22 protein-coding genes and 1 pseudogene are annotated in these 23157 nt (G+C 65.0%); 6 read left to right on the top strand and 17 right to left on the bottom strand.

The genetic code is table 11. The annotated features are described in order from the left end of the window. Positions 1–8: 8 nt before the first annotated feature. The 4 genes and pseudogenes from IY145_RS26640 to IY145_RS21885 all read right to left on the bottom strand — a co-directional run bounded on the left by IY145_RS26640 (position 9) and on the right by IY145_RS21885 (position 2031). Positions 9–212, bottom strand: a complete 204-nt coding sequence (locus IY145_RS26640; RefSeq protein WP_246722398.1) for a DUF2892 domain-containing protein — start codon at positions 210–212, stop codon at positions 9–11. Positions 213–269: 57 nt separating this feature from the next. Next, a pseudogene (locus IY145_RS26645) lies at positions 270–680 on the bottom strand (DUF6691 family protein); the annotation flags it as partial. Then, positions 680–1111, bottom strand: a complete 432-nt coding sequence (locus IY145_RS21880; RefSeq protein ID WP_196410122.1) for a YeeE/YedE family protein — start codon at positions 1109–1111, stop codon at positions 680–682. The gene IY145_RS21880 and the pseudogene IY145_RS26645, both read right to left, overlap by 1 nt. Next, positions 1111–2031, bottom strand: coding sequence for an MBL fold metallo-hydrolase (locus tag IY145_RS21885; RefSeq protein ID WP_196410123.1), 921 nt, complete (start codon positions 2029–2031; stop codon positions 1111–1113). Before IY145_RS21885 ends, IY145_RS21880 begins: the two co-directional genes overlap by 1 nt. Positions 2032–2120: 89 nt before the next feature. On the opposite strand from IY145_RS21885, the gene IY145_RS21890 reads away from it, so the two are divergent. Genes IY145_RS21890 through IY145_RS21900 form a run of 3 tightly spaced genes read left to right on the top strand, consistent with a single transcriptional unit; the run spans position 2121 to position 5290 of the window. Continuing rightward, a complete protein-coding gene (locus IY145_RS21890; protein WP_196410124.1) occupies positions 2121–2774 on the top strand; it encodes a peroxiredoxin in 654 nt (217 codons plus the stop codon). After that, a complete protein-coding gene (locus IY145_RS21895; protein WP_196410125.1) occupies positions 2771–3169 on the top strand; it encodes a metalloregulator ArsR/SmtB family transcription factor in 399 nt (132 codons plus the stop codon). Before IY145_RS21890 ends, IY145_RS21895 begins: the two co-directional genes overlap by 4 nt. Positions 3170–3229: 60 nt before the next feature. Then, positions 3230–5290, top strand: a complete 2061-nt coding sequence (locus tag IY145_RS21900; protein WP_196410126.1) for a YgiQ family radical SAM protein — start codon at positions 3230–3232, stop codon at positions 5288–5290. Between the two features lie 172 nt (positions 5291–5462). Here the strand turns inward: IY145_RS21900 and ssb are convergent, their stop codons facing one another. From ssb to mtnC, 6 genes are all read right to left on the bottom strand, one after another. Further along, positions 5463–5993, bottom strand: coding sequence for a single-stranded DNA-binding protein (ssb, locus tag IY145_RS21905; protein ID WP_196410127.1), 531 nt, complete (start codon positions 5991–5993; stop codon positions 5463–5465). 142 nt (positions 5994–6135) lie between these two features. Beyond that, entirely contained in the window at positions 6136–7458 is a 1323-nt protein-coding gene (locus IY145_RS21910) for a dicarboxylate/amino acid:cation symporter (protein WP_196410128.1), read from the bottom strand. Between the two features lie 90 nt (positions 7459–7548). Beyond that, positions 7549–7965: an energy transducer TonB gene (locus tag IY145_RS21915; protein WP_196410129.1), complete on the bottom strand. Its 417-nt coding sequence runs from the start codon at positions 7963–7965 to the stop codon at positions 7549–7551. 95 nt (positions 7966–8060) lie between these two features. Beyond that, positions 8061–9008 (bottom strand): aldo/keto reductase, encoded by a 948-nt coding sequence (locus IY145_RS21920; protein ID WP_196410130.1) that lies wholly within the window; start codon positions 9006–9008, stop codon positions 8061–8063. Positions 9009–9032: 24 nt separating this feature from the next. Next, positions 9033–9362 (bottom strand): 2Fe-2S iron-sulfur cluster-binding protein, encoded by a 330-nt coding sequence (locus tag IY145_RS21925; protein WP_196410131.1) that lies wholly within the window; start codon positions 9360–9362, stop codon positions 9033–9035. Positions 9363–9365: 3 nt separating this feature from the next. Next, the gene (gene mtnC, locus IY145_RS21930; RefSeq protein ID WP_196410132.1) at positions 9366–10052 is read right to left on the bottom strand and encodes an acireductone synthase; all 687 of its coding nucleotides are present in this window, start codon (positions 10050–10052) and stop codon (positions 9366–9368) included. A 376-nt stretch (positions 10053–10428) separates the two neighbouring features. Here mtnC and uvrA point away from each other — a divergent pair, with 376 nt between their 5' ends. Beyond that, the gene (gene uvrA, locus IY145_RS21935) at positions 10429–13464 is read left to right on the top strand and encodes an excinuclease ABC subunit UvrA (protein WP_196410133.1); all 3036 of its coding nucleotides are present in this window, start codon (positions 10429–10431) and stop codon (positions 13462–13464) included. A 72-nt stretch (positions 13465–13536) separates the two neighbouring features. Here uvrA and IY145_RS21940 read toward each other — a convergent pair whose 3' ends face one another. From IY145_RS21940 to clpS, 3 genes are all read right to left on the bottom strand, one after another. Further along, positions 13537–14640: a glycosyltransferase gene (locus tag IY145_RS21940; RefSeq protein ID WP_196410134.1), complete on the bottom strand. Its 1104-nt coding sequence runs from the start codon at positions 14638–14640 to the stop codon at positions 13537–13539. Between the two features lie 140 nt (positions 14641–14780). Then, the gene (clpA, locus tag IY145_RS21945; protein WP_196410135.1) at positions 14781–17261 is read right to left on the bottom strand and encodes an ATP-dependent Clp protease ATP-binding subunit ClpA; all 2481 of its coding nucleotides are present in this window, start codon (positions 17259–17261) and stop codon (positions 14781–14783) included. Positions 17262–17274: 13 nt separating this feature from the next. Beyond that, positions 17275–17709 carry an ATP-dependent Clp protease adapter ClpS gene (gene clpS / locus IY145_RS21950; protein WP_210332714.1) on the bottom strand — a complete coding sequence of 145 codons (435 nt, stop codon included), beginning with the start codon at positions 17707–17709 and terminating at the stop codon, positions 17275–17277. Between the two features lie 457 nt (positions 17710–18166). On the opposite strand from clpS, the gene IY145_RS21955 reads away from it, so the two are divergent. Both IY145_RS21955 and IY145_RS21960 read left to right on the top strand, forming a co-directional pair. Continuing rightward, complete coding sequence (locus tag IY145_RS21955; RefSeq protein WP_196410136.1) at positions 18167–18493, top strand: hypothetical protein; 327 nt, start codon at positions 18167–18169, stop codon at positions 18491–18493. Positions 18494–18747: 254 nt separating this feature from the next. Beyond that, positions 18748–20262 (top strand): DEAD/DEAH box helicase, encoded by a 1515-nt coding sequence (locus IY145_RS21960; protein WP_196410137.1) that lies wholly within the window; start codon positions 18748–18750, stop codon positions 20260–20262. Positions 20263–20269: 7 nt separating this feature from the next. Here the strand turns inward: IY145_RS21960 and IY145_RS21965 are convergent, their stop codons facing one another. The 4 genes from IY145_RS21965 to IY145_RS21980 all read right to left on the bottom strand — a co-directional run bounded on the left by IY145_RS21965 (position 20270) and on the right by IY145_RS21980 (position 23119). Continuing rightward, the gene (locus IY145_RS21965; RefSeq protein ID WP_196410138.1) at positions 20270–20551 is read right to left on the bottom strand and encodes a (2Fe-2S) ferredoxin domain-containing protein; all 282 of its coding nucleotides are present in this window, start codon (positions 20549–20551) and stop codon (positions 20270–20272) included. Between the two features lie 105 nt (positions 20552–20656). After that, on the bottom strand, positions 20657–21136 hold the full coding sequence (gene rlmH / locus IY145_RS21970; RefSeq protein WP_196410139.1) for a 23S rRNA (pseudouridine(1915)-N(3))-methyltransferase RlmH: 480 nt from the start codon (positions 21134–21136) through the stop codon (positions 20657–20659). Positions 21137–21202: 66 nt separating this feature from the next. Next, a complete protein-coding gene (rsfS, locus tag IY145_RS21975; RefSeq protein WP_196410140.1) occupies positions 21203–21628 on the bottom strand; it encodes a ribosome silencing factor in 426 nt (141 codons plus the stop codon). Positions 21629–22147: 519 nt separating this feature from the next. After that, positions 22148–23119 carry a quinone oxidoreductase gene (locus tag IY145_RS21980; protein ID WP_196410669.1) on the bottom strand — a complete coding sequence of 324 codons (972 nt, stop codon included), beginning with the start codon at positions 23117–23119 and terminating at the stop codon, positions 22148–22150. Positions 23120–23157 lie beyond the last annotated feature (38 nt).

Consider the following 23157-nt stretch of genomic DNA (forward strand, 5'->3'; position numbering starts at 1 on the left):
GGCCGCAATCAGCCGCGCTTGCAGGTCGAAACGCCCAAGAGACGGTAAGCCGGGCAGAAGGAGAAGAAGCTGGTGACGAGCGCGACGAGCGCCACGACGCCGAGCGCGATGGCGAGCCCGCCGGAGAGCGCGCCGAGCCAATAGGCGACGGCGATGACGAGGACGACGGCGAGACGGACGATGCGGTCTAAGGTTCCGACATTGCTGGTCATGACTCGGCCCTTCTGCTCAAGCGTTTCATTGGTCGTTCGAAAGACGGATTTCAGATTTCGCCGCGTGGCGTAGCGCTGCAGAACCATTCCGAGCGCCATCGCCGCGACGAAAGGCGCGGCCTCGAGAGGCGCGATGGCGAGATCGGCGAGCGCTGGACCCGGACACAGACCGGCGACGCCCCATCCGAGGCCGAAGATCGCCGCGCCCGTGACGAGGCGCGCGTCGATCGGCGAGGTCGGCGGCAGATCGAAGCTCTCGGCCGCGAGCGGTCGCTCCAGCCGTCGCGCGACGCGCCAGGCGACTGCCATGGGCGCGAGCGCGCCGATCATCACGAAAGCGAGCGTCGGATCGAAAGCGCCGAACACGTCCAGAAAGCCGCGCACGCGCGCCGGGTTCGCCATTCCGGAGACGGCGAAGCCGAGTCCGAACAACGCTCCGCAGAGGAGGCCGAGGAGTGTGGGGCGGATCACCATGCGAGCCCCATGGCGTTTATCGTCGCGACCGTCGCCGCCGCGACGCTCATGAAGACCGCCGTCGCGACGAGCGAGCGTTTCGAGAAGCGCGAGAGGCCGCAGACGCCATGGCCGCTGGTGCAGCCGGAGCCGAGCCGCGCGCCATAGCCGACGAGCAGGCCGCCGAGAAGCAGCGCCGCCATCGGCGGAAAGCGCGTCTCGACCGGCCCCGCCAGCGCCGCGGCGACAGCCGCGCCGAGCGGCAAAGCGAGGATGAAGCCGGCTGCGAGCCCATCCGGCCCGCAGGCCTTGGTCACGCCGATCACGCGGGCGAAGAGGCCGCTGACGCCGGCGATGCGTCCCGCGCCGAGCAGCATGATCGAGGCGCTCGCGCCGATCATCGACCCGCCGGCGAGGCCATGCGCCATGGAGTCCGCGAGCGTCATCAGAAGACGTCCAGCGGGAGCTTCAGATAGCGCGCGCCATTGTCCTCGGGCGGCGGCAGGCGTCCGCCGCGCACATTCACCTGCACGGAGGGGAGGATCAGATGTGGCAGATCCAGCGTCGCGTCGCGATGCCTGCGCATCTCGACGAACTCCTCCTCGCCGACGCCGTCATGCACATGGACATTGCCGCTGCGCTCCGCGCCGATCGTCGTCTCCCAGGCGTAGACGTCCCGCTTCGGCGCTTTGTAATCGTGGCAGAGGAAGAGCCGCGTCGCCTCTGGCAGCGCCATCAGCCGGCGGATGGAGCGATAGAGCGCGCGTGCGTCGCCGCCGGGGAAATCGGCGCGCGCCGTGCCATAATCGGGCATGAACAGAGTGTCGCCGACAAAGGCCGCGTCGCCGATCACATAAGCGAGATCGGCCGGCGTATGGCCGGGCACATGCAGCGCGATCGCCGGAATCTCGCCGATCGCGAAAGTTTCGCCATCGTCGAACAGATGATCGAATTGCGAGCCGTCGCGGGCGAACTCCGTCCCGAAGTTGAAGACCTTGCCGAAGACGTTCTGAACCGTGGTGATCTCTCGGCCGATGGCCAGCTTGCCGCCGAGCTTAGTCTGGAGATAGGGCGCGGCCGAGAGATGATCGGCATGGGCGTGGGTTTCCAGCAGCCAGTCGATCGTCAAACTTTCATGTTTCACGTAATCGACAATCTCATCCGCGCCACGGGTCGAGGTGCGGCCGGAGGCGGCGTCGAAATTCAGCACGCTGTCGACGATCGCGCCGCGAAGCGTCGCAGGATCATAGACGACATGGGTAGCGGTGAATGTGGGCTCGTCGAAGAAGGTATGAACCTGGGCCGGCGGTCGTTTGGCGACGGCGAGGATCTGCTCCCTGGCGCGCTCCAGCGCTGCATCTGTCATGGGCGACCTCATTTATTTTCATAATTACATAATCTATGTAATCGTATAAGACAATTGTGTCAAGCAGCGAATGAGTGCAGATGGAAGCCATGGAAAAAGAACCGATTCAGGCTCCGGCGGCGGGCGCACGGGCGCTGCGCCTCGGCGATGTCGCGCCCGTCTTTCAGGCGCGTTCGACAATGGGAGACGTGCGGCTCGATCAGTTCCGCGGACGCTGGCTGATCTTCTTTTCGCATCCGGCGGATTTCACGCCGGTCTGCACCAGCGAATTCGTCGCCCTCGCCCGCGCCGCGCCGCGTTTCGAGGCGATCGGCTGCGCCCTGCTCGGGCTTTCGGTGGACAGCCTCTATTCCCACCTCGCCTGGGTGCGGGCGATCAGGGATTTGTTCGGCGTCACCATCCCCTTCCCCATCGTCGAGGATCCGACGATGACGATCGGCCGCGCCTATGGAATGTTGGACGAGACCGCCCGAGATTCCTCTGCGATGCGCGCCACCTATTACATCGACCCGCAAGGCGTGGTGCGGGCGCTCACCTGGTATCCGCTGACGGTCGGGCGTTCGGTGGAGGAGATGCTGCGTCTCGCGACCGCATTGCAGAAGGCCGCCTCCGGCGAGGTGATGACGCCGGAGGGCTGGACGCCGGGCGCCGATCTGCTGCTGCCGCCGACGAGCGCCGCGGCCGATGCGCTCGCGCCCGGCGCGACCGACAGCTGGTTCTATAGGGTCTGCAAGGACAAATGACCGCCATCTACGAATCGCGCGAGCGCGCCGCCGAGGCCGCCGAAAGGCTGAAGATTTTCGCGCAGCCGCAGCGGCTGATGATCCTCTCCTATCTGCTCGCCGGCGAGCATACGGTCGGCGAGATAGAGGCCGCGACTTCGATCGGCCAGCCGGCGCTGAGCCAGCAGCTCGCGGAGCTGCGCCGCGCCGAGCTGGTCGAGACGCGCCGCGCCGCCAAGCAGGTCTATTACCGCCTCGCCGACGCCCGCGTGACGCTCTGCGTCAAATGCGTGGAGGCGATCTTCGAAGGCGCCGCCGATCCGCAGGGCGCGCTCGCCGAAGCGCTGCGCGCGCCGCAGGCCGAGCGCGAGGCGCCGGGCAAGGCGGGCGCGGCCGCTTTCGCCAAGATCGTCTAGCGGGGGCCGAGGCGTCACGCTCCTCGCGTCCCACCCGCCTTCCATGATATTTGTGAGACCATGACGAAAGCCGCCGAACCTCTGGGCGCAGCAAAGCCGCTGTTCTCCTATCGCAAGCATTGGGCGCATCGCTTCGGCGTCACGCCATTTCTGCCCATGTCGCGGGCGGAGATGGAGGCGCTCGGCTGGGACAGCTGCGATGTGATCCTCGTCACCGGTGACGCCTATATCGATCATCCGAGCTTCGGCATGGCCATCATCGGCCGCCTGCTCGAGGCGCAGGGCTTTCGCGTCGGCATCATCGCGCAGCCGGACTGGCGCGACGCTTCCGCCTTTCGCGCGCTCGGCAAGCCGAACCTCTTCTTCGGCGTCACCAGCGGCAATATGGATTCGATGGTGAACCGCTACACCTCCGACCGGCGGCTGCGGCACAACGACTCCTACACGCCCGGCGGCGAGGGCGGCAAAAGGCCCGACCGCGCCGTCATCGTCTACGCCCAGCGCTGCCGCGAGGCTTTTCCGGAGGCGCCGATCGTGCTCGGCGGCATAGAGGCCTCGCTGCGGCGCATCGCTCATTATGATTATTGGTCGGACAAGCTGCGGCGCTCGATCCTCTTCGACGCCAAGGCCGATCTCCTTCTCTATGGCAACGCCGAGCGCGCGCTCGTCGAGGTCGCGCATCGCATCGCCAAGCGCGGCATAGCGCAGGATTTCTCTGATGTGCGCGGCGTCGCCTTCACGCGCGAGGCGACGCCAGAGGGTTGGATCGAGGCCTCGGCCGAGGACATAGACGGGCCCGACGAGGGCCGCATCCGCAAGGACGCGCAGAGCGAGAACATCGTCATCCGCCTGCCTGCTTTCGAGCAGGTCGCGGGCGATCCGGAATTCTATGCGCGCGCCTCGCGCGTGCTGCATCGGGAGAGCAATCCCGGCAACGCGCGTCCGCTGACGCAGCGGCACGGAAAGCGCGACATTTGGCTCACCGCGCCGCCCATTCCACTGACGACGCCGGAGATGGACAGCGTCTATGACCTGCCCTTCGCGCGCGCGCCGCATCCCTCCTACGCCGATGCGAAAATCCCCGCCTGGGAGATGATCCGCCATTCGGTGACGATCATGCGCGGCTGTTTCGGCGGCTGCTCTTTCTGCTCCATCACCGAGCATGAGGGGCGCATCATTCAGTCGCGCTCGGAAGGCTCGATTCTCAAAGAGATCGAGACGATCCGCGACAAGACCGAAGGTTTTACGGGCATCATCTCCGACATAGGCGGGCCGACCGCCAATATGTATCGCATGGCCTGCAAGGACCGCGAGACGGAGGCCCTATGCCGGCGGCCCTCCTGCGTCTTTCCCGACATATGCAAAAATCTCGACACCAGCCATGACGCGCTGATCCAGCTCTATCGCAAGGCGCGCACTCTGCCGGGCGTCAAGAAGGTGATGGTCGCCTCGGGCGTGCGCTATGATCTCGCAGTGAAGAGTCCGGCCTATGTGCGCGAGCTCGTCGAGCATCATGTCGGCGGCTATCTCAAAATCGCGCCCGAGCATACGGAGAGCGGTCCGCTCGCCAAAATGATGAAGCCCGGCATCGGCTCCTATGATCGCTTCAAGCGACTGTTCGACGCCGCGGCGCAGGCGGCCAAGAAGCAATATTTCCTCATCCCCTATTTCATCGCCGCGCATCCGGGCACGAGCGACGAGGATATGATGAATCTGGCGCTGTGGCTGAAGAAGAACGGCTATCGCGCCGATCAGGTGCAGACCTATCTGCCCTCGCCCATGGCGCTGTCGACGGCCATGTATCACTCGGGCTTCAATCCGCTGAAGCCGGTGCGGCGCGGCGCGTCGGAGAAGGTCGACGCCGTGAAAGGCCTGCGCCAGCGCCGCCTGCACAAGGCCTTTCTGCGCTATCACGATCCCGAGAACTGGCCGGTGCTGCGCGAGGCGCTGAAAGCGATGGGCCGCGCCGATCTCATCGGCCCCGGCAAGCATCATCTCGTGCCGGGCTGGCAACCGGCGGGAACCGGCAAGGCCGGCGAAGGCCGCCGTACGGGCCAGACAGGCGCAAAGCCGCAGTCGCGGGAATTCCGGACGAATGGGCTGCGCTCGCGGAGCTCATAGAGATTTCGAGAGCCGGGAGCGCCTTCTCCCCGGCCCTCCCCCGCTTCGCGTCGCTGCGCGGGAGAGGGAGCAGACTCCGCCCCTCATCGAAGGCACGCGATCTACCTGCCGCCTCCCTCTCCCGCGTAGCGGCGGAGGGAGGGGGCCTCCAGAGCCCTATATCCGCGATGACTCAGAACGGAATGTCGTCGTCGAGCTGCTCCGACAGGCGTCCGCCGCCGGCCGGCGCGGGGGAGCGCTCCGCGGGCGGGCGCTCCATCGGCGAGGAGCGGCCGAAGCTGGAGCCGCCGCCGCCGCTGGACTGATAGGAGCCCCCGCCGCCCTCGTAATCGCCCTCGCCGCGGCCGCCGCCCTTGCTGTCGAGCAGCGTCAGCTCGCCGCGGAAGCGCTGCAGCACGACTTCGGTCGCCTTGCGCTGATTGCCGTCCTTGTCGGTATATTCGCGCGTCTGCAGCTGGCCCTCGAGATAGATCTTGGAACCCTTGCGGCAATATTGCTCGGCGATCTTCCCCAAATTCTCGTTGAAGATCGACACATTGTGCCATTCCGTGCGGTCCTTGCGCTCGCCGCTGTTGCGATCGCGCCAGGACTCCGTCGTCGCCACGGAGAAAGAGACGATGCGGTCGCCCGAAGGCAGTGTGCGCACTTCCGGGTCGCGGCCCAGATTGCCCACCAGGATGACCTTGTTGACGCTGCCCGCCATGACCCTCTCCGCTTTGATGATGCTCGCGGCACCTTAGTCCGAAACGCGCGGACGCGAAGGCGTTCCGCCGCCTTGTCCACAATTCGCGTGATGTTCTTTTTTTGTTCTTAGCATCCACGGCGGGCGGGCGCAATGCCCCGCCTCATTCCGTCGTGACCGCGGTTTCCACATCGCTGGGGTCGATGCGGCGCGAGAGGCCGGCGGCGAGCTTGTCATGATCGAGCTCGCCCTCCCACCAGGCGACGACGATGGCCGCGACGCCATTGCCGCAAATATTGGTGAGCGCACGGCATTCGCTCATGAATTTGTCGACGCCGATGACGATCGCCATGCCCGGCGCGAGACGCGGGTCGATGGAGGAGAGAGTCGCGCCCAGAGTGATGAAGCCCGCCCCCGTCACGCCAGAGGCGCCCTTGGACGTCAACATCGCCACGGAGAGAATGACGAATTGCTGCCCCGCCGAGAGCTCGACGCCGAGCGCCTGAGCGATGAACAGGCTCGTCAGCGTCATATAGATATTGGTGCCGTCGAGATTGAAGGAATAGCCGGTCGGCACGACGAGACCGACGACCGATTTCGAGCAGCCCAAGCGCTCGAGCTTCTCCATGAGCTGCGGCAGCGCGCTCTCCGACGAGGAGGTGCCGAGCACGATCAGCAATTCGTCGCGAATATAGGCGAGGAAGCGGAAAATGCTGAAGCCGACGAGATGAGCGACGAGTCCGAGCGCGACGACGACGAACAAAATGGAGGTGATATAGAAGGAGCCGACCAGCCAGGCGAGGCTCAGCAGCGACTGCGAGCCATATTTGCCGACCGTATAGCCCATAGCGCCGAAAGCGCCGAGCGGCGCCGCCTTCATCACGATCGCGATGACGCCGAACATGGCGTGGCCGGCCTCGTCGATGACGCCGCGCAGCGCCCTGCCCCGCTCGCCCAGAGCCATCAGCGCGAAGCCGAAGAGGATGGAGAACAGCAGCACTTGCAGAATATCGCCTCTGGCGAAGGCGCCGATGACGCTGTCGGGAATGACGCCGAGCACGAATTCGACCGAGCTGCGCTGCGCGGTCGGCTCGAGATATTTGGCGACGGCGGCGGCGTCCGCCTTGCCCGAAAAGCCTTCGCCGGGCCGCAGCAGATTGCCGACGAGAAGACCGAGCGCCAGAGCTATGGTCGAGACGAGTTCGAAATAGACGAGCGCCTTGACGCCGACGCGCCCGACCTTGGCGGCGCTCTCGAGATGGGCGATGCCGGAGACGATGGTGCAGAAGATGATCGGCGCGATCACCATTTTGATGAGATTGACGAAGCCCTTGCCCATCGCCTCCATCCAGGGGCTGACGGCGATGTCGGGCGCGAAGACGCCGAGAAGCGCCCCGATGACGATGGCGGCGAGAACTTGGACATAGAGCAGGCGGTAGAGCGGCTTGCGCGCCGGCTTCTCGTTCGATGCGGTCGTGGTCGTCAAGCAGCGTGTCCTCGTTCCTCGATCTTCCGTTCCTACCCCCCGGCGGAGACGAGGGCAATCGGGCGCCGCGCGAAGGGAAAGGTGGCGATCTCAGCGCATCGGGGGCGGCTCGTCGAAATTGACGTTCTGGTGTGCGGTCGCCCCGTCTCGGCTCGGAGGCCGCGGCACTCGCAATCCCGTCAGCAAGCGGTAGGTTTCTTCCGCCAGACGATCGCTCGGCGAGGAGACGATCTGCACATTTTCGATGCGCCCATCGGGCCGGATGCGATATTTGACGCTCACCCTGCCGCCTTCGCCCGGCCACGTCCCGATCTGGATGATCCGCGCCTGTATCACCCTCGCCACGCGCTCTGGATAGGAGTCGCGATCGCGCTGCGACGTCGCTCGGCGCGGGCTCGCAGCGACGGCGCCATCTTTGACGCTGCGGGCGGCGGCGCCCGTGGGCGCAAAAGCAATGCAACATGCGGCGGCGAAAAGCGTCGCCTGCTGAAATTTCCTGAAAATCATCTTCGTCCTGTGCAATTTGCGGCGGATGTCGACACTGACGAGAAAGTCTATCGTCAAACGAGGATTTGCCGCAAGCCGGGAACGAGAATGAACGCTCACGCGCTCACCATGTCGAGCCGCATCAGCGTCCGCGCGTCGAGCGTCAGCGTCGTCGCGCCGAAAATCTCCGCGAGCTGGGCCAGGCTCGTGACGCTGACGATCGGCGCGGTCACGCCCGGCTGGGCCAGCAGCCAGGCGATGGCGATCTGCGCCGGCGTGGCGTCGAACTGAAGCGCGGCGCGGTCCAGCTCGCGCAAAATGTCGAGGCTGCGATCGTCGAGAATGCGCGCGACGACGGCGCCGCGCGCCGCGCCGACCGTATCCTCCATCGAGCGATATTTGCCGGTGAGGAATCCCGCTTCCAGCGCGCGGAAGGGAATGACGCCCAAATCCTCCTCGAGGCACAGCCGGCGCAAATCGCCTTCGTAAAAGGCGCGGGTGACGAGATTGTAATGCGGTTGCAGGCAGCCGTAGAGCGGCAACCCCTGGGCTCTGGCGGTCGCCAGCGCCTCGGCGAGGCGCGGCGCCGAATAGTTCGACGCGCCTATGGCCCGCACTTTACCGCTCTGGATGAGGCGCGCGAAAGCCTCGAGCGTTTCTTCGAACAAGACGGCCGTGTCGTCGAAATGCGCCTGATAGAGGTCGATCCGATCGGTTCCGAGCCGGCGCAGCGACTCCTCGGCCGAGCGGATGATGTGGGCCCGAGAGAGACCCTTGCCCAGATTCGGCATGTCCCCGCCGACCTTGGTCGCGATCAGAACCCGATCGCGCTTGCCCGTCGCCTTCAGCCAATTGCCGATGATCGTTTCGGATTCGCCGCCTTTATGGCCGGGCGCCCAGGTCGAATAAGTATCGGCGGTGTCGATCAGCGCGAAGCCGCGATCGACGAAGGCGTCCAGAATGGCGCAAGAGGTCGCCTCGTCCACCGTCCAGCCGAAGACATGACAGCCGAGCACGAGAGGCGCGCAGTCGAGGCCCGACCGGCCGAGCTTGCGATGTCGCATGAGAATGCTCCGCCCGCGGCGCCGCTAGCTATTGCTGTAATCTTCCGGGGCGATGCGGACATGCATGCCGTCGAGGCTCGAGTCGAATTTCATCTGGCAGGCGAGGCGCGAATTGAGCTCTCGGTTGGCGGCCTTGGCCAGCATGATGGCCTCGGCGGGCTCCATGGGGGGCATGGCGACGCCGTCGGGCAGATCGACATAGATTTGGCAGGTGGCGCAGGTGCAACTGCCGCCGCATTCCGCGACCAGTTCCTCTACGCCCGATTTGCGGATCAGCTTCATCATCGTCGCGCGATCCTTGCCGGCGATCTCCGACCTCGTCCCGTCGCGCGTCTCGAGCGTGAATTTCGCCATTCGTCACCGTCCGATGTTCAACGAGGCGAGATCGGAGCCGACCTCATGACCGCTGGCGACGGAGCCGTCGCGCGCGATGCGGATCGTCGCCAGGCCGGCAGTCTTGGCGGCGTCCAATTCGTCCTCGTTTTCCGACAGCAGGAGGATGGACGCCGCGGGCAGGGCCAGACTCTCGCAGATGTCGCGATAGGAGCCGGGCTCGATCTTCTGGCCGAGCGAGGTGTCGAAAAACCCTTCGAACAGGCCGGTCGGATCCTCGGTCGCGCAGCGGCGCAGCAGCAGCTTTTGCGCCTCCGCCGAATTGGACGAATAGACGAACAGGCGAAGCCCGGCGGCAGCCCAGGATTTCAAGCAATCGACCGCATCCGGATAGAGCGCGCCAGCGAGCTCGCCCTTGTCGAAAGCCTCCTGCCAGACGAGGCCCTGAAGGATTTTCAGCGGCGTCGCCTTGCGGCCCTGCTTCATCCAGCGCAGCAGCAGCGATTCCGCCTGCGTGGGATCGAGCTCATAGCCGCCCATCAGTCGCCCGGTCTCCTCCAGCGCCTCCTCCACCACCTCGTCCTCGGCGTGCTCGGCGATGTAGCTCCCGAGCCGCTGGGCGGCGAGGGGCGTGAGCGTATCGGTCATGAGGGCCATGGGCAGGACGACGCCTTCGATATCGATCAAGACGGCGCGGACGGGCTCGCTCATCTCGCCGCCTCCCCCGCGGAAAATTGTCCGTATAGCGCCATCGAACCGCTCGCCTTTCCCGATTGTCCCGGTCCAGACAGCATGATTTGTGCCGCGCCCTTTGGGAGAGACAGCCACGCTCTGGCTATGGCGGGCGCTCGAGCCTGTGGATTAGTGCGTCGCAGCATGGCAAGAGAGGACGGAGGGCGTAAGATCGATCGCCCGTCGGCCCTCACCCTCCCCGCTCTATGCGGGAAAGGGAGGCGGCGACGTTTCGCGAGCATTCGATGAAGCGCCGAATCTGCTCCCCCTCCCGCAAAGCGGGGGAGGGTCGAGGTGGGGGCTTCTCGAGGCCCTCGCCGTCGTCGAACCCGCCGCTCCAGTTTTGGTCGTGCAAATGCGAAGCTCGAAAAAATCCGCCGCCGAGACCACTCTCGACGCTCTCTTCGACGGCAAGGTCATCTCCATTCGCGGCGCGCGCGAGCATAATCTCAAGAATGTCGATCTCGTCATTCCGCGCGACAAATTCGTCGTCTTCACCGGATTGTCTGGATCGGGCAAATCCTCGCTCGCCTTCGACACCATCTATGCCGAAGGCCAGCGCCGCTATGTCGAGTCGCTCTCCGCCTACGCTCGGCAATTTCTGGAGATGATGCAGAAGCCGGACGTCGATCAGATCGACGGCCTCTCGCCCGCCATCTCCATCGAGCAGAAGACGACCTCGAAGAATCCGCGCTCCACCGTCGGCACGGTGACGGAGATTCACGATTACATGCGCCTCTTATGGGCGCGCGTCGGCATTCCCTATTCGCCGGCGACGGGCCTGCCGATCGAGAGCCAGACGGTCTCGCAAATGGTCGACCGCGTGCTGGCGCTGCCGCAGGGAACGCGGCTCTATCTGCTCGCGCCCGTCGTGCGCGGCCGCAAGGGCGAATATAAAAAAGAGATCGCCGAATTCACCAAGCGCGGCTTTCAGCGCTTGAAGATCGACGGGGCCTATCACGAGATCGCCGACACGCCGCCGCTCGACAAGAAATTGAAGCACGACATCGACATTGTCGTCGACCGCATCGTGGTGCGCTCCGACATTGGCGCGCGTCTCGCCGATAGTTTCGAGACGGCGCTGGAATTGGCCAATGGGCTGGCGGTGGTGGAATTCGCGGATCAGGCGAGCCGACCCAGCGAGACCGCCGCGCCATCTGCGCCGGCGGCCGCCTATGCCTCGAACCATTATGCGCCGGACCACATCGTCTTCTCGTCGAAATTCGCCTGTCCCGTCTCCGGCTTCACCATTGCGGAGATCGAGCCGCGGCTGTTCTCCTTCAACAATCCATTCGGCGCCTGCCCGGCCTGCAGCGGTCTCGGCCAGGAGCAGGTGATCGATCCCGATCTCGTCATCCCGGATCCCAAGCTCTCTTTGCGCAAAGGCGCCATAGCGCCCTGGGCGAAATCATCCTCGCCCTATTACCAACAAGCGCTGGAGTCGCTCGGCCGGCATTACAAATTCCGCCTCGACACGCCTTTCGAGAAACTCGACAAAACAGTGCGCGACGTGCTGCTGCACGGCTCGGGCAAAGAGGAGATTCGCTTCTCCTATGACGATGGCGCGCGCGCCTATGATGTGAAGAAGCCGTTCGAAGGCGTCGTCGCCAATCTGCAGCGGCGTTTCTTGGAGACGGACAGCGAATGGGCGCGCGAGGAGATCGGCCGCTATATGTCGGCGGAGCCCTGCAAGGCCTGCCTCGGCTATCGCCTGAAGCCGGAAGCGCTGGCGGTGAAGATCGACATGCGCCATATCGGCGACGTGTCCGACCTTTCCGTGCGCGCGGCGCTCGACTGGTTCCGCGCGCTGCCGGAAAAGCTCGACGCCAAGCGCAATGAGATCGCGCATCGCATTCTGAAAGAAATCCGCGACCGCCTGACCTTCCTCGTCGATGTCGGCCTCGACTATCTCACTCTGTCGCGCGCCTCGGGCACGCTGTCGGGCGGCGAGAGCCAGCGCATTCGCCTCGCCTCGCAGATCGGCTCCGGCCTCACCGGTGTGCTCTATGTGCTGGACGAGCCGTCGATCGGCCTGCATCAGCGCGACAATGACCGGCTGCTCGACACGCTGCGGCGCCTGCGCGATCTCGGCAATAGCGTCATCGTCGTCGAGCATGACGAGGACGCCATTCTCTCGGCCGATTATGTCGTCGATGTCGGCCCCGGCGCCGGCGTGCATGGCGGCCACATCGTCTCCAAAGGCGCGCCGCAGGAGATCATGGACGATCCCAATTCGCTCACCGGCCAATATTTGACCGGCGCGAAGCAGGTGACGCTGCGCCATGCGCTGCGCAAGCCCGACCCCGGCCGCTGGCTGAAGATTTCCGGCGCGCGCGGAAACAATCTCAAAAATGTCGAAGCGAAAATTCCGCTCGGCCTCTTCACCGCCGTCACCGGCGTCTCCGGCGGCGGCAAATCGACTCTCGTCATCGAGACGCTGTACAAAGCCGTGGCGCGGCGCCTCAACAGCGCGCATGAGCATCCCGCGCCTTTCGACAAGATCGACGGGCTCGAGCATATCGACAAGATCATCGATATCGACCAATCGCCGATCGGCCGCACGCCGCGCTCGAACCCTGCGACCTACACGGGCGCCTTCACGCCGATCCGCGAATGGTTCGCTGGCCTGCCAGAGGCGAAGGCGCGCGGCTATGCGCCGGGGCGCTTCTCCTTCAATGTGAAGGGCGGCCGCTGCGAGGCCTGCCAGGGCGACGGCGTCATCAAGATCGAGATGCACTTTTTGCCCGACGTCTATGTCACTTGCGACGTCTGCAAGGGCAAGCGCTATGATCGCGAGACACTCGAGGTGAAATATCGCGAGAAGTCCATCGCCGACGTCCTCGACATGACAGTCGAGGAAGCGGCCGTATTGTTCAAAGCCGTGCCGGCGATCCGCGACAAGATGGAGACTCTAAAGCGCGTCGGCCTCGATTACATTCGCGTCGGCCAACAGGCGACGACTCTCTCCGGCGGCGAGGCGCAGCGCGTGAAGCTCGCCAAGGAATTGGCGCGCCGCTCCACGGGCCGCACGCTCTATATTCTCGACGAGCCGACAACCGGCCTGCATTTCCACGATGTCGCGAAATTGCTCGAGGTGCTGCACGAGCTCGTCGATCAGGGCAATAGTGTCGTCGTCATCGAGCATAATCTCGAGGTCATCAAGACGGCCGATTGGATCATCGATCTCGGGCCGGAGGGCGGCGACGGCGGCGGCGAGATCGTGGCGGCCGGTCCACCCGCCGATATCGTCACCGCGAAGCGCAGCCATACGGGGCGCTATCTCGCCGAAGTGCTGAAGCGCCGTCCGCCGCGCGCGGAAAAGGCGAAGGAGACGAAGGCGGCGAAGGAAACATCTGCGCCCAAGCGCAAGCGCGCGGCACAGGAGCAATAGGCGCTGCGAGCCTGAAGGCTCGCGGTCCAATCCACGCCCCGGACCGCGAGCCTTCAAGCTCGCTTTTCCATTTCAGCTTTTCACGCCGCGGGCGGCGAAATAGGAGTCGATCTTCCCGCGCATCTCGCGCAGGAATCGCTCTTCGCCGAAGCCGAGCGCATGGTCGCGAATGCGCGGCGGCGAAAACTCCCTGCTCTCGAAGCGCGCAATCGCCTCGCTCAACGCTTCGACCGTCTGCGTATCGAAGAAGACGCCTGTCTCATTCTCGACGACGGTCTCGGTCGCGCCGCCGCGGCGGAAAGCGACCACCGGCCGCCCGCTCGCCATCGCCTCGAGCGGCACGATGCCGAAATCCTCCTCGCCCGGAAAGATCAGCGCGCGGCAGCGTGAATAATGCCGCGTGAGCACGTCGAAGGGCTGCGGGCCGAGCACAGACACCGTCGGCCCGGCCTGCTTGCGGATCGCGTCCAGATTGGAGCCGCCGCCGATGACGACGAGCTTCTTGCCCATGGCGTTGAAGGCGTCGATGGCGAGATCGGGCCGCTTATAGCCGACGAGCTCGCCGACCATCAGATAATAATCGCCGATCTCTTCGCGCGGAGCGATGGAGAAGGCGTCGGCGGCGACGGGCGGATGCACGACATCGGCGGAGCGCCGATAATAGCGTTCGACGCGATGCGCGACCGTCGTCGAATTGGCGATGAAATGATCGACGCGCGTCGCCGACAGCGCGTCCCAATTGCGCAGATAATGCGCGAGCGGCGGCATCAAGAGGCGTGTCAGCGGCCCCGACTCCTCGCGATATTCATGGTACATGTTCCACAAATAGCGCATGGGCGAGTGACAATAGCACACATGCAGCGCCTCCGGCGGCGGAATGACGCCTTTGGCCGGGCCCGATTCGCTCGAGATGACGAGATCATAGCCGCGCAGATCGAGCTGCTCGCAGGCCAGCGGCATGAGCGGAAGATATTGCCGATAATATTTCGCAGCGCGCGGCAGGGACTGGATGAAGCTCGTCTTGATCGGGCGCGAGAGGATGGTCTGCGAGACGGCGGCCGGATCGATGACATGGGTGAAGAGATCGGCCTGCGGATAGAGCCGGATCAAGGCTTCGACGACCTTTTCACCGCCGCGCATGCCGACGAACCAATAGTGAACGATCGCCACGCGCATCTATGTTCCCACCTCGACGCTCGCCCACCTCGACGCTCGGACAGCCTCGCGGGAGCGCGCGAACGACGAAGCCGGGCATGAGCCCGGCTTCGAGAATACAGTCGAAGGGATTAACATCCCGTGAGGATTCGAAGCGCTGCTCAGTTCTTGAGCGGCGTCTCCGGAACGCTGCGCGGGCGGGCGCTGGCGTTGCGCGGCGCCGGATCAGTCTTGCCCACGTCGCTCTCCTTCGGCTTGCGGCTCTTGCGCGGCTCTCCGCCTTCGGACGCACGCTTCTTGCCGGCCTCGACGATATCGCGCTCGGGACGCGGCAGCACCGGCCCCTCGGGAAAGACGAAGCCGAGCGATTTGGCGCCATTGTCGTCGGTCACCACCACGACGCGCACCGCGCCGCCATTCTTCAGCTTGCCGAACAGAACCTCGTCGGCGAGCGGCGTCTTGATGTGCTGGTGGATGACGCGCCCCATCGGCCGCGCGCCCATGGCCTGGTCATAGCCATGCTCGACGAGCCAGGCGCGCGCCTCGTCGGCGAGCTCGATCGTGACATTGCGATCGGCGAGCTGCGCCTCGAGCTGCAAGACGAATTTGTCGACGACGCGGGCGATGACCTCCTCCGGCAGATGGCCGAAGTTGACGATCGCGTCGAGACGGTTGCGGAACTCCGGGGCGAAGAGGCGATTGATCGCCTCATTGTCCTCGGTGTTATGCACCGTGCCGCGGGTGAAGCCGATGGGCTTCCTCGCGAGATCGGCGGCGCCGGCGTTGGTCGTCATGATGAGGATCACATTGCGGAAATCGATCTGCTTGCCGTTATGATCCGTCAGCTTGCCGTGGTCCATCACCTGCAACAGAATGTTGAAGAGATCGGGATGCGCCTTCTCGATCTCGTCGAGCAGCAGCACGCAATGCGGATGCTGGTCGATGCCGTCGGTCAGAAGGCCGCCCTGATCGAAGCCGACATAGCCGGGAGGCGCGCCGATGAGCCGGCTCACCGTATGGCGCTCCATATATTCCGACATGTCGAAGCGAATGAGCTCTATGCCGAGCGAGGTGGAGAGCTGGCGCGCCGCCTCCGTCTTACCGACGCCGGTGGGGCCGGAGAAGAGATAGCAGCCGATCGGCTTCTCGGGGTCGCGCAGGCCGGCGCGGGCGAGCTTGATCGCCGAGGTCAGCGCGGTGAGCGCCTTGTCCTGGCCATAGACGACGCGCTTCAACGTCTCGTCGAGATGGGCCAGCACTTCGGCGTCGTCCTTGGAGACGGTCTTGGCCGGAATGCGCGCCATCGTCGAGATCGTCGTCTCGATCTCCTTCAGGCCGATCGTCTTCTTGCGCTTGGACTCGGGCACGAGCATTTGCGCCGCGCCGGTCTCATCGATGACGTCGATCGCCTTGTCCGGCAGCTTGCGATCATGGATGTAGCGCGCCGAGAGCTCCACCGCCGCCTTCACCGCCTCATTGGTGTAACGGATCTTGTGGAACTCTTCGAAATAGGGCTTCAGACCCTTGAGGATCTCCACCGCATCCGGGATCGACGGCTCATTGACGTCGATCTTCTGGAAGCGCCGCACCAGAGCGCGGTCCTTCTCGAAATATTGGCGATATTCGCGGTAGGTGGTCGAGCCGATGCACCGCAGCGTGCCCTGCGCGAGCGCGGGCTTGAGCAGATTGGAGGCGTCCATCGCGCCGCCGGAGGTCGCGCCGGCGCCGATCACCGTATGGATCTCGTCGATGAAGAGAATGGCGTTCTTATGCGCCTCGATCTCCTTGATGACCTGCTTCAGCCGCTCCTCGAAATCGCCGCGATAGCGCGTGCCGGCGAGCAGCGTGCCCATGTCGAGCGCGAACACCGTCGCGCCGGCGAGCACTTCTGGAACCTCGTTCTGCAGGATCTTGCGGGCGAGGCCTTCGGCGATCGCCGTCTTGCCGACGCCGGGATCGCCGACGAGCAGCGGATTATTCTTCTGCCGGCGGCACAGCACCTGGACTGTGCGCAGCACCTCGGACTCGCGGCCGATCAGCGGATCGATGCGGCCGTCGCGCGCCTTGCGGTTGAGATTCACGCAATAGGCCTCGAGCGCGCCTTCCTTCTTGCGCTGCTCGCCCTCGCGGCCCTCGCGCCCCTCGCCCCGCTCCGCCTCGTCCTCGACGCCGCGCGGCGCGCGCGAGCCGTCGGAGAGGCCGGGCCGCTTGGCGATGCCGTGGCTGATGTAATTGACCGCGTCATAGCGCGTCATATCCTGCTCCTGCAGGAAATAGACGGCGTGGCTCTCGCGCTCGGCGAACAGCGCGACCAGCACATTGGCCCCGCTGACGTCCTCGCGACCGGAGGATTGCACGGAAATGATCGCGCGCTGCACGACGCGCTGGAAACCGGCGGTCGGCTTGCAGTCGCCTGCCGATTCATTGACCAGATTGTCCAGTTCATGATCGATATATTCGCGCAAACTCTTCGCGAGCAGATCCAGATCAACCGAACAGGCGCGCAGCACGGCGGCCGCGTCTTGGTCGTCTATGAGACTGAGGAGCAGATGCTCCAGCGTCGCATACTCATGATGTCGCTCTCTCGCCGAGGCGAGCGCGCGGTCGAGTGACTGCTTCAGGTTGCGCGAGAATGTCGGCATCGATCGTCCGCCCTCACTTTTTTTCCATGATGCACTGAAGCGGATGCTGATGCTTGCGCGCATAGTCCATCACTTGCGTGACTTTCGTCTCCGCCACCTCATAGGTGTAGACGCCGCATTCGCCGACGCCGTGATTATGCACGTGCAGCATTATCCGAGTGGCTTCTTCCAGGCTCTTGTTGAAATATTTACGCAGGACGATGACGACGAACTCCTGGGTCGTATAGTCGTCGTTGAGCAACAAGACGCGGTACATGTTGGGCCGCCGCGTCTGCGTCCTCGTGCGGGTGATCAGCGCCGTTCCCGACCCCGCTCCCCCATCGCCGCCGCCGCTCTTGCGAGGCTCTTTTCCGCCCGCATGGGGAGGCGCGCCGTATTGGTCCACTGAGGACGGAACACGGTTGTCGAGCGTAAGATCATCGATCACGGTCACCTCGGCTTTCCTCATTCCCCTTTCCGATGTTTCGCCCGCGACAGGCCAGTCGGATGAGTGCGTAGCATTCTCTGTGCCGCGGGCCCCTCGCCGGCTTGCTCGGAGCGGGCGAAGCGGAGAGGAGCCGAGTTTTCTTTCTCGCGGGAGCATTGGCAAGACCCGAAAAGCTGAAACGGCCGAAAAAAGTCCGAGGCCCGCCTCGGACGCGGCGCCTCGAGCGCGCCTCTTCCACAATCCGCCTGAGACATAATGTGCCGGCGCGTCGGAACAAGTGAATAGGGCGATCGACGCGGCCTGCCGCGGGATTGGGTTTCCAAAGGGCGCCGCGATTGTCTCGATTCGACGCCCCCGCGACCGGCCGTCGCACCTGTCTACTTATTGAAAACCATGAGCGTAAACGCGTCCTTTACCGCCGCTCCCTAAAGTCGCCCGCAGTCAAAAAACGTGGCGCGCGATTTAAAAAGAGGCGCGAATGTCGATGCTCGATCGGTTTCGGCGGGACACGGCGGGCAAGCTCGTCGAAAAAGTGGCCTTGGGTTCGGCAGTGCTGGCGCTCGCCTGCGTGCTCGGGGCCAATCTCCTGTCGGCAAAGTTACAAAACGGCGAGCTCCCGCTCATCGCTTTTGTCCATAAAGAGGAGCGCGGCCGCGCGCAGATCGCAGCGGCGCCGTCCGCAGCGTCGGCTCAGCAGCTGAATCGCATCGGCTTCGTCGGCGTCGATCACGCCGCCACCGGCTCGATCGCGAGCGCGCCAAAAGCCGTCGCGCCGGTCTCGCCCTGCGGTCTGGACGCGAAATAACGACGAATCCGAGACGCGAGCAGACGGCGCGGCGCAGCGCCGCTCGCGACGAGCCGCGTCAATTTCATTGACATCCGACGCGTTCGGCTCCAAGCATGGCGCGCGTCTTGCTCCCCGATAGTCGAGCAGAACGCCAGCGGAACATAGACCGTCGATTTGCGACGGCCCCGCCTCTCGAGGACGACGCGCGCCCCCGCGGCCTACGCGCGTCCATCCCTTGCCAGATGTCACGAACGCCGCGACCAGGACCATTGATGAACTTCGACGAACTCGGCCTTTCCCAAAAGGTCCTCGCGGCCGTTGAGGCGTCCGGCTACACCACGCCGACGCCAATTCAGGAACAGGCCATTCCTCCAGCGCTGCAGGGGCGCGACATTCTGGGCATCGCCCAGACGGGCACAGGAAAGACGGCGGCGTTCACGCTGCCGATGCTGTGCCGGCTCGAGCAGGGCCGCGCCCGCGCGCGCATGCCGCGCACGCTGATTCTGGAGCCGACGCGCGAGCTCGCCGCGCAGGTCGAGGCGAGCTTCGCCAAATATGGCGCGAATCACAAGCTCAACGTCGCGCTGTTGATCGGCGGCGTCGCCTTCGGCGACCAGGAGGCCAAGATCATGCGCGGCGCCGATGTGCTGATCGCGACGCCCGGCCGTCTGCTCGACTTCTTCGATCGCGGCAAGCTGCTGCTCACCAATATCGAGATCCTCGTCATCGACGAGGCCGACCGCATGCTCGACATGGGGTTCATCCCCGACATCGAGCGCGTGTGCAAGCTCGTGCCCTTCACGCGGCAGACATTATTCTTCTCCGCCACCATGCCGCCGGAGATCACCCGCCTCACCGAGGCCTTCTTGCACAATCCCGTGCGCGTGGAAGTGGCCCGCGCCGCGACGACCGCGGCGACGATCCGCCAGGCGCTCATCGCCAGCCATGGCCAGTCGGAGAAGCGGGAGACGCTGCGCCGGATGATCCGTGACGCAGACAACTTCAAAAACGCGATCATCTTCTGCAATCGCAAGCGCGACGTGGCGATCCTGCATCGCTCGCTGGACAAGCACGGCTTCTCCGCCGGCGCGTTGCACGGCGATATGGACCAGCTGGCGCGCATGGCCTCGCTCGACGCGTTCAAGAATGGGGACGTCAATCTGCTCGTCTGCTCGGACGTCGCCGCGCGCGGCCTCGATATTCCAGACGTCAGCCATGTCTTCAATTTCGACGTGCCGACGCATAGCGAGGACTATGTCCATCGCATCGGCCGCACCGGCCGCGCCGGCCGCTCGGGCACGGCCTTCACGCTCGTCACCGGCGACGACCGCAAATATCTCGATCAAATCGAGACGCTGATCGGCAATAAGATCGATTGGGAAGGGCCCCGCCTCGACGAGCTGCCGCCGCCCTCCGAAGCGCCGGCGCGCGAGTCGCGCGGCCGTGGGCGCAGCAGCGCGCGCGGTGGCGAGCGAAGCGGCCGTCGCCCGACGGCCGATCACGAAATGCGCCGCGAGCCCCGCCAGGCGCGCGAGCCCCGACCGGAGCGCGAGGCGCGGCCAGAGCGCGAGGCGCGACCGGAACGCGAAGCGAGGCCGGAGCGCGAAGCGAGGCCGACTCGGGCTGCTCGTCCCGAGAGGCCGCCGACCTATGGCGACCGACGCGACCGCAGGCCGACGCGCCCGCCGGAGGACGATGGGCCGCCGGTCATCGGCCTCGGCGATCATATTCCCTCGTTCCTGCTGCGCCCCGTGGTGCTGAAGCCGGCCAAGGTCGGCGACGAGTGAGGCCGGCTCAGCCGGCCATCAGCGCCTCTTCGACGAGATCGAGCATCCGCTCTATGTCCGCATCGGCGTAGACGTCGCCGGACGGCTCGACGCGCAGCATGGGAACGCCCTGCGAGCAATGGCGCAGGCAGCTGCGCCGCGTGCAGGCGATGCGTCCGGCTGCGATCCCTTTGCCGAAATCTATGTCGAGCGCCTCGCTCAAGCGCTCATGCAGCGCGCTCCCGCGTCCGTCGCGATCGCAGACGTCTCCGACGCAGACAATGAAGCGTATGAGCGGCAGCTCGTTCATTTTTGTCCTTTGACGCGCGCGAAAGCGTTCCGCCTCGCCGCCACGCGGATGCAATCTTCGTGTCCTTGGCGTCTTCGTGGTGAAAAATCCGACACGAAGCGCGCCTCACGCCCGATGATAGGGATGGCCGGAGAGAATCGTCGTCGCCCGATAAATCTGTTCGGCGACGAGAATACGCACGATCTGATGCGGCAGCGTCATGCGCCCGAAGGAGAAGACCGCGCCCGCCTTCTCCCGCACCACGGGCGCCAAGCCCTCCGAGCCGCCGATCGCGAACCAGAGCGATTTCGTTCCTCTATCGCGCTCGCTCTCGACGAGCGCCGCGAAATCGGAGCTGCTCGCGGATGTCCCGCGCTCGTCGAAGACGGTGAGCTTCGCGCCCGCAGGCAGAGCGGCGAGCAGGCTTTCGCCCTCCTGCGCCATGCGCTCGACCGGATTGCGCGCCCGGCTCTCGTCGATTTCCAGGAGATCGAGCCCCGTGAGCCCGAGATTTCGCATCGCCGCGACGCGGGCGGCGTATCGCGCGTAGAGATCGCGCTCCGGGCCGGCCTTGAGCCGCCCGACACAGAGAATTCCGAGACGCATGTCCCCTTACGGACATTCGCTCGCGACGAACGCCGTCCTGTCTCGTTTCGCCCCTTCGGGCGGCGCTTATACCGCGCGCAGCTCGCTCGGCCGCGCGCCGCCCCACATTTTCTCGAGGTTGTAGAACTGACGCACCTCGGGCCTGAAAATGTGGACGATGACGTCGCCCGCGTCGATCAGCACCCAATCGCACTGCGGCAGCCCCTCGACGCGCGGAGCGACGAGACCGGCCTCTTTGCAGGCTTTGAGCACTCTGTCGGCGATGGCGCCGACATGCGTGGTCGAGCGGCCGGTCGCGATGACCATGTCATCGGCGATCGACGTCTTGCCGCGCAGATCGATGGAGATGACGTCCTCTGCCTTGGAGTCGTCGAGGCTCGTGAGGACATTGCGGAGAATGGAGCCGGCGATCTGGCCAATCGGCCCGGAAGCCGGAGGAGACGGCGCGCGCGCCACCCCGGGGAGACTTGTCGTCAGCGTTGCGACCCTCATGCTTCGCGGCGCTGGCGCCGCGTGTCTCAAGATGTGCCGTTTTGGCCCCGAATGCAACCGCGCAGATGCGCGAGCGCCCGGCGAAGGCTGCGCTCTCACCCTCCCCGTCGCGGCCAGATCGCGACATAAGTTATTGGGAGATAATGAAGAAAAGCGACAGGAAGACGGCCGGCGTCACACGGGAGGGCAGAAAAAAACCCGGCGAGAACGCCGGGTTTTGAGAGTAGGCCCCGGCCCATCGGGAGGTGGGAGGAACCTCGAAGCCGGAACAATTGGAGAGCCTATCCGATTCCGCGCCGCCGCGCCCGGCATAAAAGGTCGCATTTGTCCAGGCTTCGCCGCGGCGAGCGCCCACACGGCCACGTTCGAGCGCCGCCCGAGCGGGCGGGGCCGATCGGAGCGATTCGGCAGCGCCCGCAAATTCAATCCCCTAAATTCTGCGACCGAGGGCGCCGCGGCGCGGCTGTGTCAAAAATATCACACATGTGAATATTTTGTGGCCAATGGTCGACGCGTCGCTCACGGGACCAGCACGAGCGCGCCCGTGGTACGCCGCGCCTCGAGATCGGCATGGGCGCGCGCCGCGTCCTCCAGCCGATAGAGCGTCGGCCGCTCGAGCCGCAAGACGCCCTTTTTGATCGCCCGCACCACCTCCTCCGTCATCTTCACGAGGTCTTTGCGCCGCGCGATATGGGCGAAGAGAGAGGGACGCGTCGCGAAGAGCGAGCCCTTTTGCGACAGGAGATTAATGTCGAAAGCCTCGATCTTGCCCGACGCGGAGCCAAAGCTCACGAAGAGTCCGAAGGGCTTCAGACAATCGAGCGAGGCGGGAAAGGTCGCGCGTCCGACGCCGTCATAGACGACGTCGCAGAGCTTTCCGCCGGTGATCTCGCGCACCGCCGCGGCGAAATCCTCGCTGCGATAGAGAATCGTATGTTCCGCGCCGGCTTCTCTGGCGATTTTCGCCTTCTCCTCATCGCCGACGGTGGCGATCACATGCGCGCCGAGCGCGCTCGCCCATTGGCAGAGCAATTGGCCGACGCCGCCTGCGCCCGCATGCACGAGCATGCGATCGCCCTCCTTCACCTTATGCGTGCGGCGAAGCAGATATTGCGCGGTGAGTCCTTTGAGCATCATCGAGGCGCCGGTCTCGAAGGAAAAGGACTTCGGCAGCCTCACCAGCGCGGCGGCGGGAATATTGCGCGCCTCGGCATAGCCGCCGAGCGGCCCGACATAGGCGACACGATCGCCGATCTCGACCTCGTCGACGCCCTCGCCGAGCGCGACGACCTCGCCCGCGCCCTCATAGCCCGGAACGAAAGGAAGATCGGCGGGATAGGAGCCGCTGCGCAGATAGACGTCGATATAATTGACGCCGATCGCCTTCTGCACGATCTGCGCCTCGCCGGGCCCCGGCGCGGGAAGCTCGATCTCCTCATAGCGCAGAACCTGCGGCCCGCCCGTCTCGTAAATGCGTATGGCCTTCACCATGATCTTCTCCGAATGACTTCGCGTCGCAAAAAAATCCA

Origin of the sequence: Methylosinus sp. H3A (genome assembly GCF_015709455.1) — a bacterium.
GTDB lineage: Bacteria > Pseudomonadota > Alphaproteobacteria > Rhizobiales > Beijerinckiaceae > Methylosinus.

Excerpts from the sequence above, each read along its gene's own strand:
- IY145_RS26640 (WP_246722398.1), bottom strand. The coding sequence starts at position 212 with ATGACCAGCAATGTCGGAACCTTAGACCGCATCGTCCGTCTCGCCGTC.
- IY145_RS21960 (WP_196410137.1), top strand. The coding sequence starts at position 18,748 with ATGAACTTCGACGAACTCGGCCTTTCCCAAAAGGTCCTCGCGGCCGTT.
- IY145_RS21895 (WP_196410125.1), top strand. The coding sequence starts at position 2,771 with ATGACCGCCATCTACGAATCGCGCGAGCGCGCCGCCGAGGCCGCCGAA.
- IY145_RS21890 (WP_196410124.1), top strand. The coding sequence starts at position 2,121 with ATGGAAAAAGAACCGATTCAGGCTCCGGCGGCGGGCGCACGGGCGCTG.
- mtnC (WP_196410132.1), bottom strand. The coding sequence starts at position 10,052 with ATGAGCGAGCCCGTCCGCGCCGTCTTGATCGATATCGAAGGCGTCGTC.
- uvrA (WP_196410133.1), top strand. The coding sequence starts at position 10,429 with ATGCGAAGCTCGAAAAAATCCGCCGCCGAGACCACTCTCGACGCTCTC.
- ssb (WP_196410127.1), bottom strand. The coding sequence starts at position 5,993 with ATGGCGGGCAGCGTCAACAAGGTCATCCTGGTGGGCAATCTGGGCCGC.
- IY145_RS21880 (WP_196410122.1), bottom strand. The coding sequence starts at position 1,111 with ATGACGCTCGCGGACTCCATGGCGCATGGCCTCGCCGGCGGGTCGATG.
- IY145_RS21885 (WP_196410123.1), bottom strand. The coding sequence starts at position 2,031 with ATGACAGATGCAGCGCTGGAGCGCGCCAGGGAGCAGATCCTCGCCGTC.
- IY145_RS21965 (WP_196410138.1), bottom strand. The coding sequence starts at position 20,551 with ATGAACGAGCTGCCGCTCATACGCTTCATTGTCTGCGTCGGAGACGTC.
- clpA (WP_196410135.1), bottom strand. The coding sequence starts at position 17,261 with ATGCCGACATTCTCGCGCAACCTGAAGCAGTCACTCGACCGCGCGCTC.
- IY145_RS21980 (WP_196410669.1), bottom strand. The coding sequence starts at position 23,119 with ATGGTGAAGGCCATACGCATTTACGAGACGGGCGGGCCGCAGGTTCTG.
- rlmH (WP_196410139.1), bottom strand. The coding sequence starts at position 21,136 with ATGCGTCTCGGAATTCTCTGTGTCGGGCGGCTCAAGGCCGGCCCGGAG.
- IY145_RS21920 (WP_196410130.1), bottom strand. The coding sequence starts at position 9,008 with ATGCGACATCGCAAGCTCGGCCGGTCGGGCCTCGACTGCGCGCCTCTC.
- IY145_RS21940 (WP_196410134.1), bottom strand. The coding sequence starts at position 14,640 with ATGCGCGTGGCGATCGTTCACTATTGGTTCGTCGGCATGCGCGGCGGT.
- IY145_RS21915 (WP_196410129.1), bottom strand. The coding sequence starts at position 7,965 with ATGATTTTCAGGAAATTTCAGCAGGCGACGCTTTTCGCCGCCGCATGT.
- rsfS (WP_196410140.1), bottom strand. The coding sequence starts at position 21,628 with ATGAGGGTCGCAACGCTGACGACAAGTCTCCCCGGGGTGGCGCGCGCG.
- IY145_RS21900 (WP_196410126.1), top strand. The coding sequence starts at position 3,230 with ATGACGAAAGCCGCCGAACCTCTGGGCGCAGCAAAGCCGCTGTTCTCC.
- IY145_RS21955 (WP_196410136.1), top strand. The coding sequence starts at position 18,167 with ATGTCGATGCTCGATCGGTTTCGGCGGGACACGGCGGGCAAGCTCGTC.
- IY145_RS21925 (WP_196410131.1), bottom strand. The coding sequence starts at position 9,362 with ATGGCGAAATTCACGCTCGAGACGCGCGACGGGACGAGGTCGGAGATC.
- clpS (WP_210332714.1), bottom strand. The coding sequence starts at position 17,709 with ATGAGGAAAGCCGAGGTGACCGTGATCGATGATCTTACGCTCGACAAC.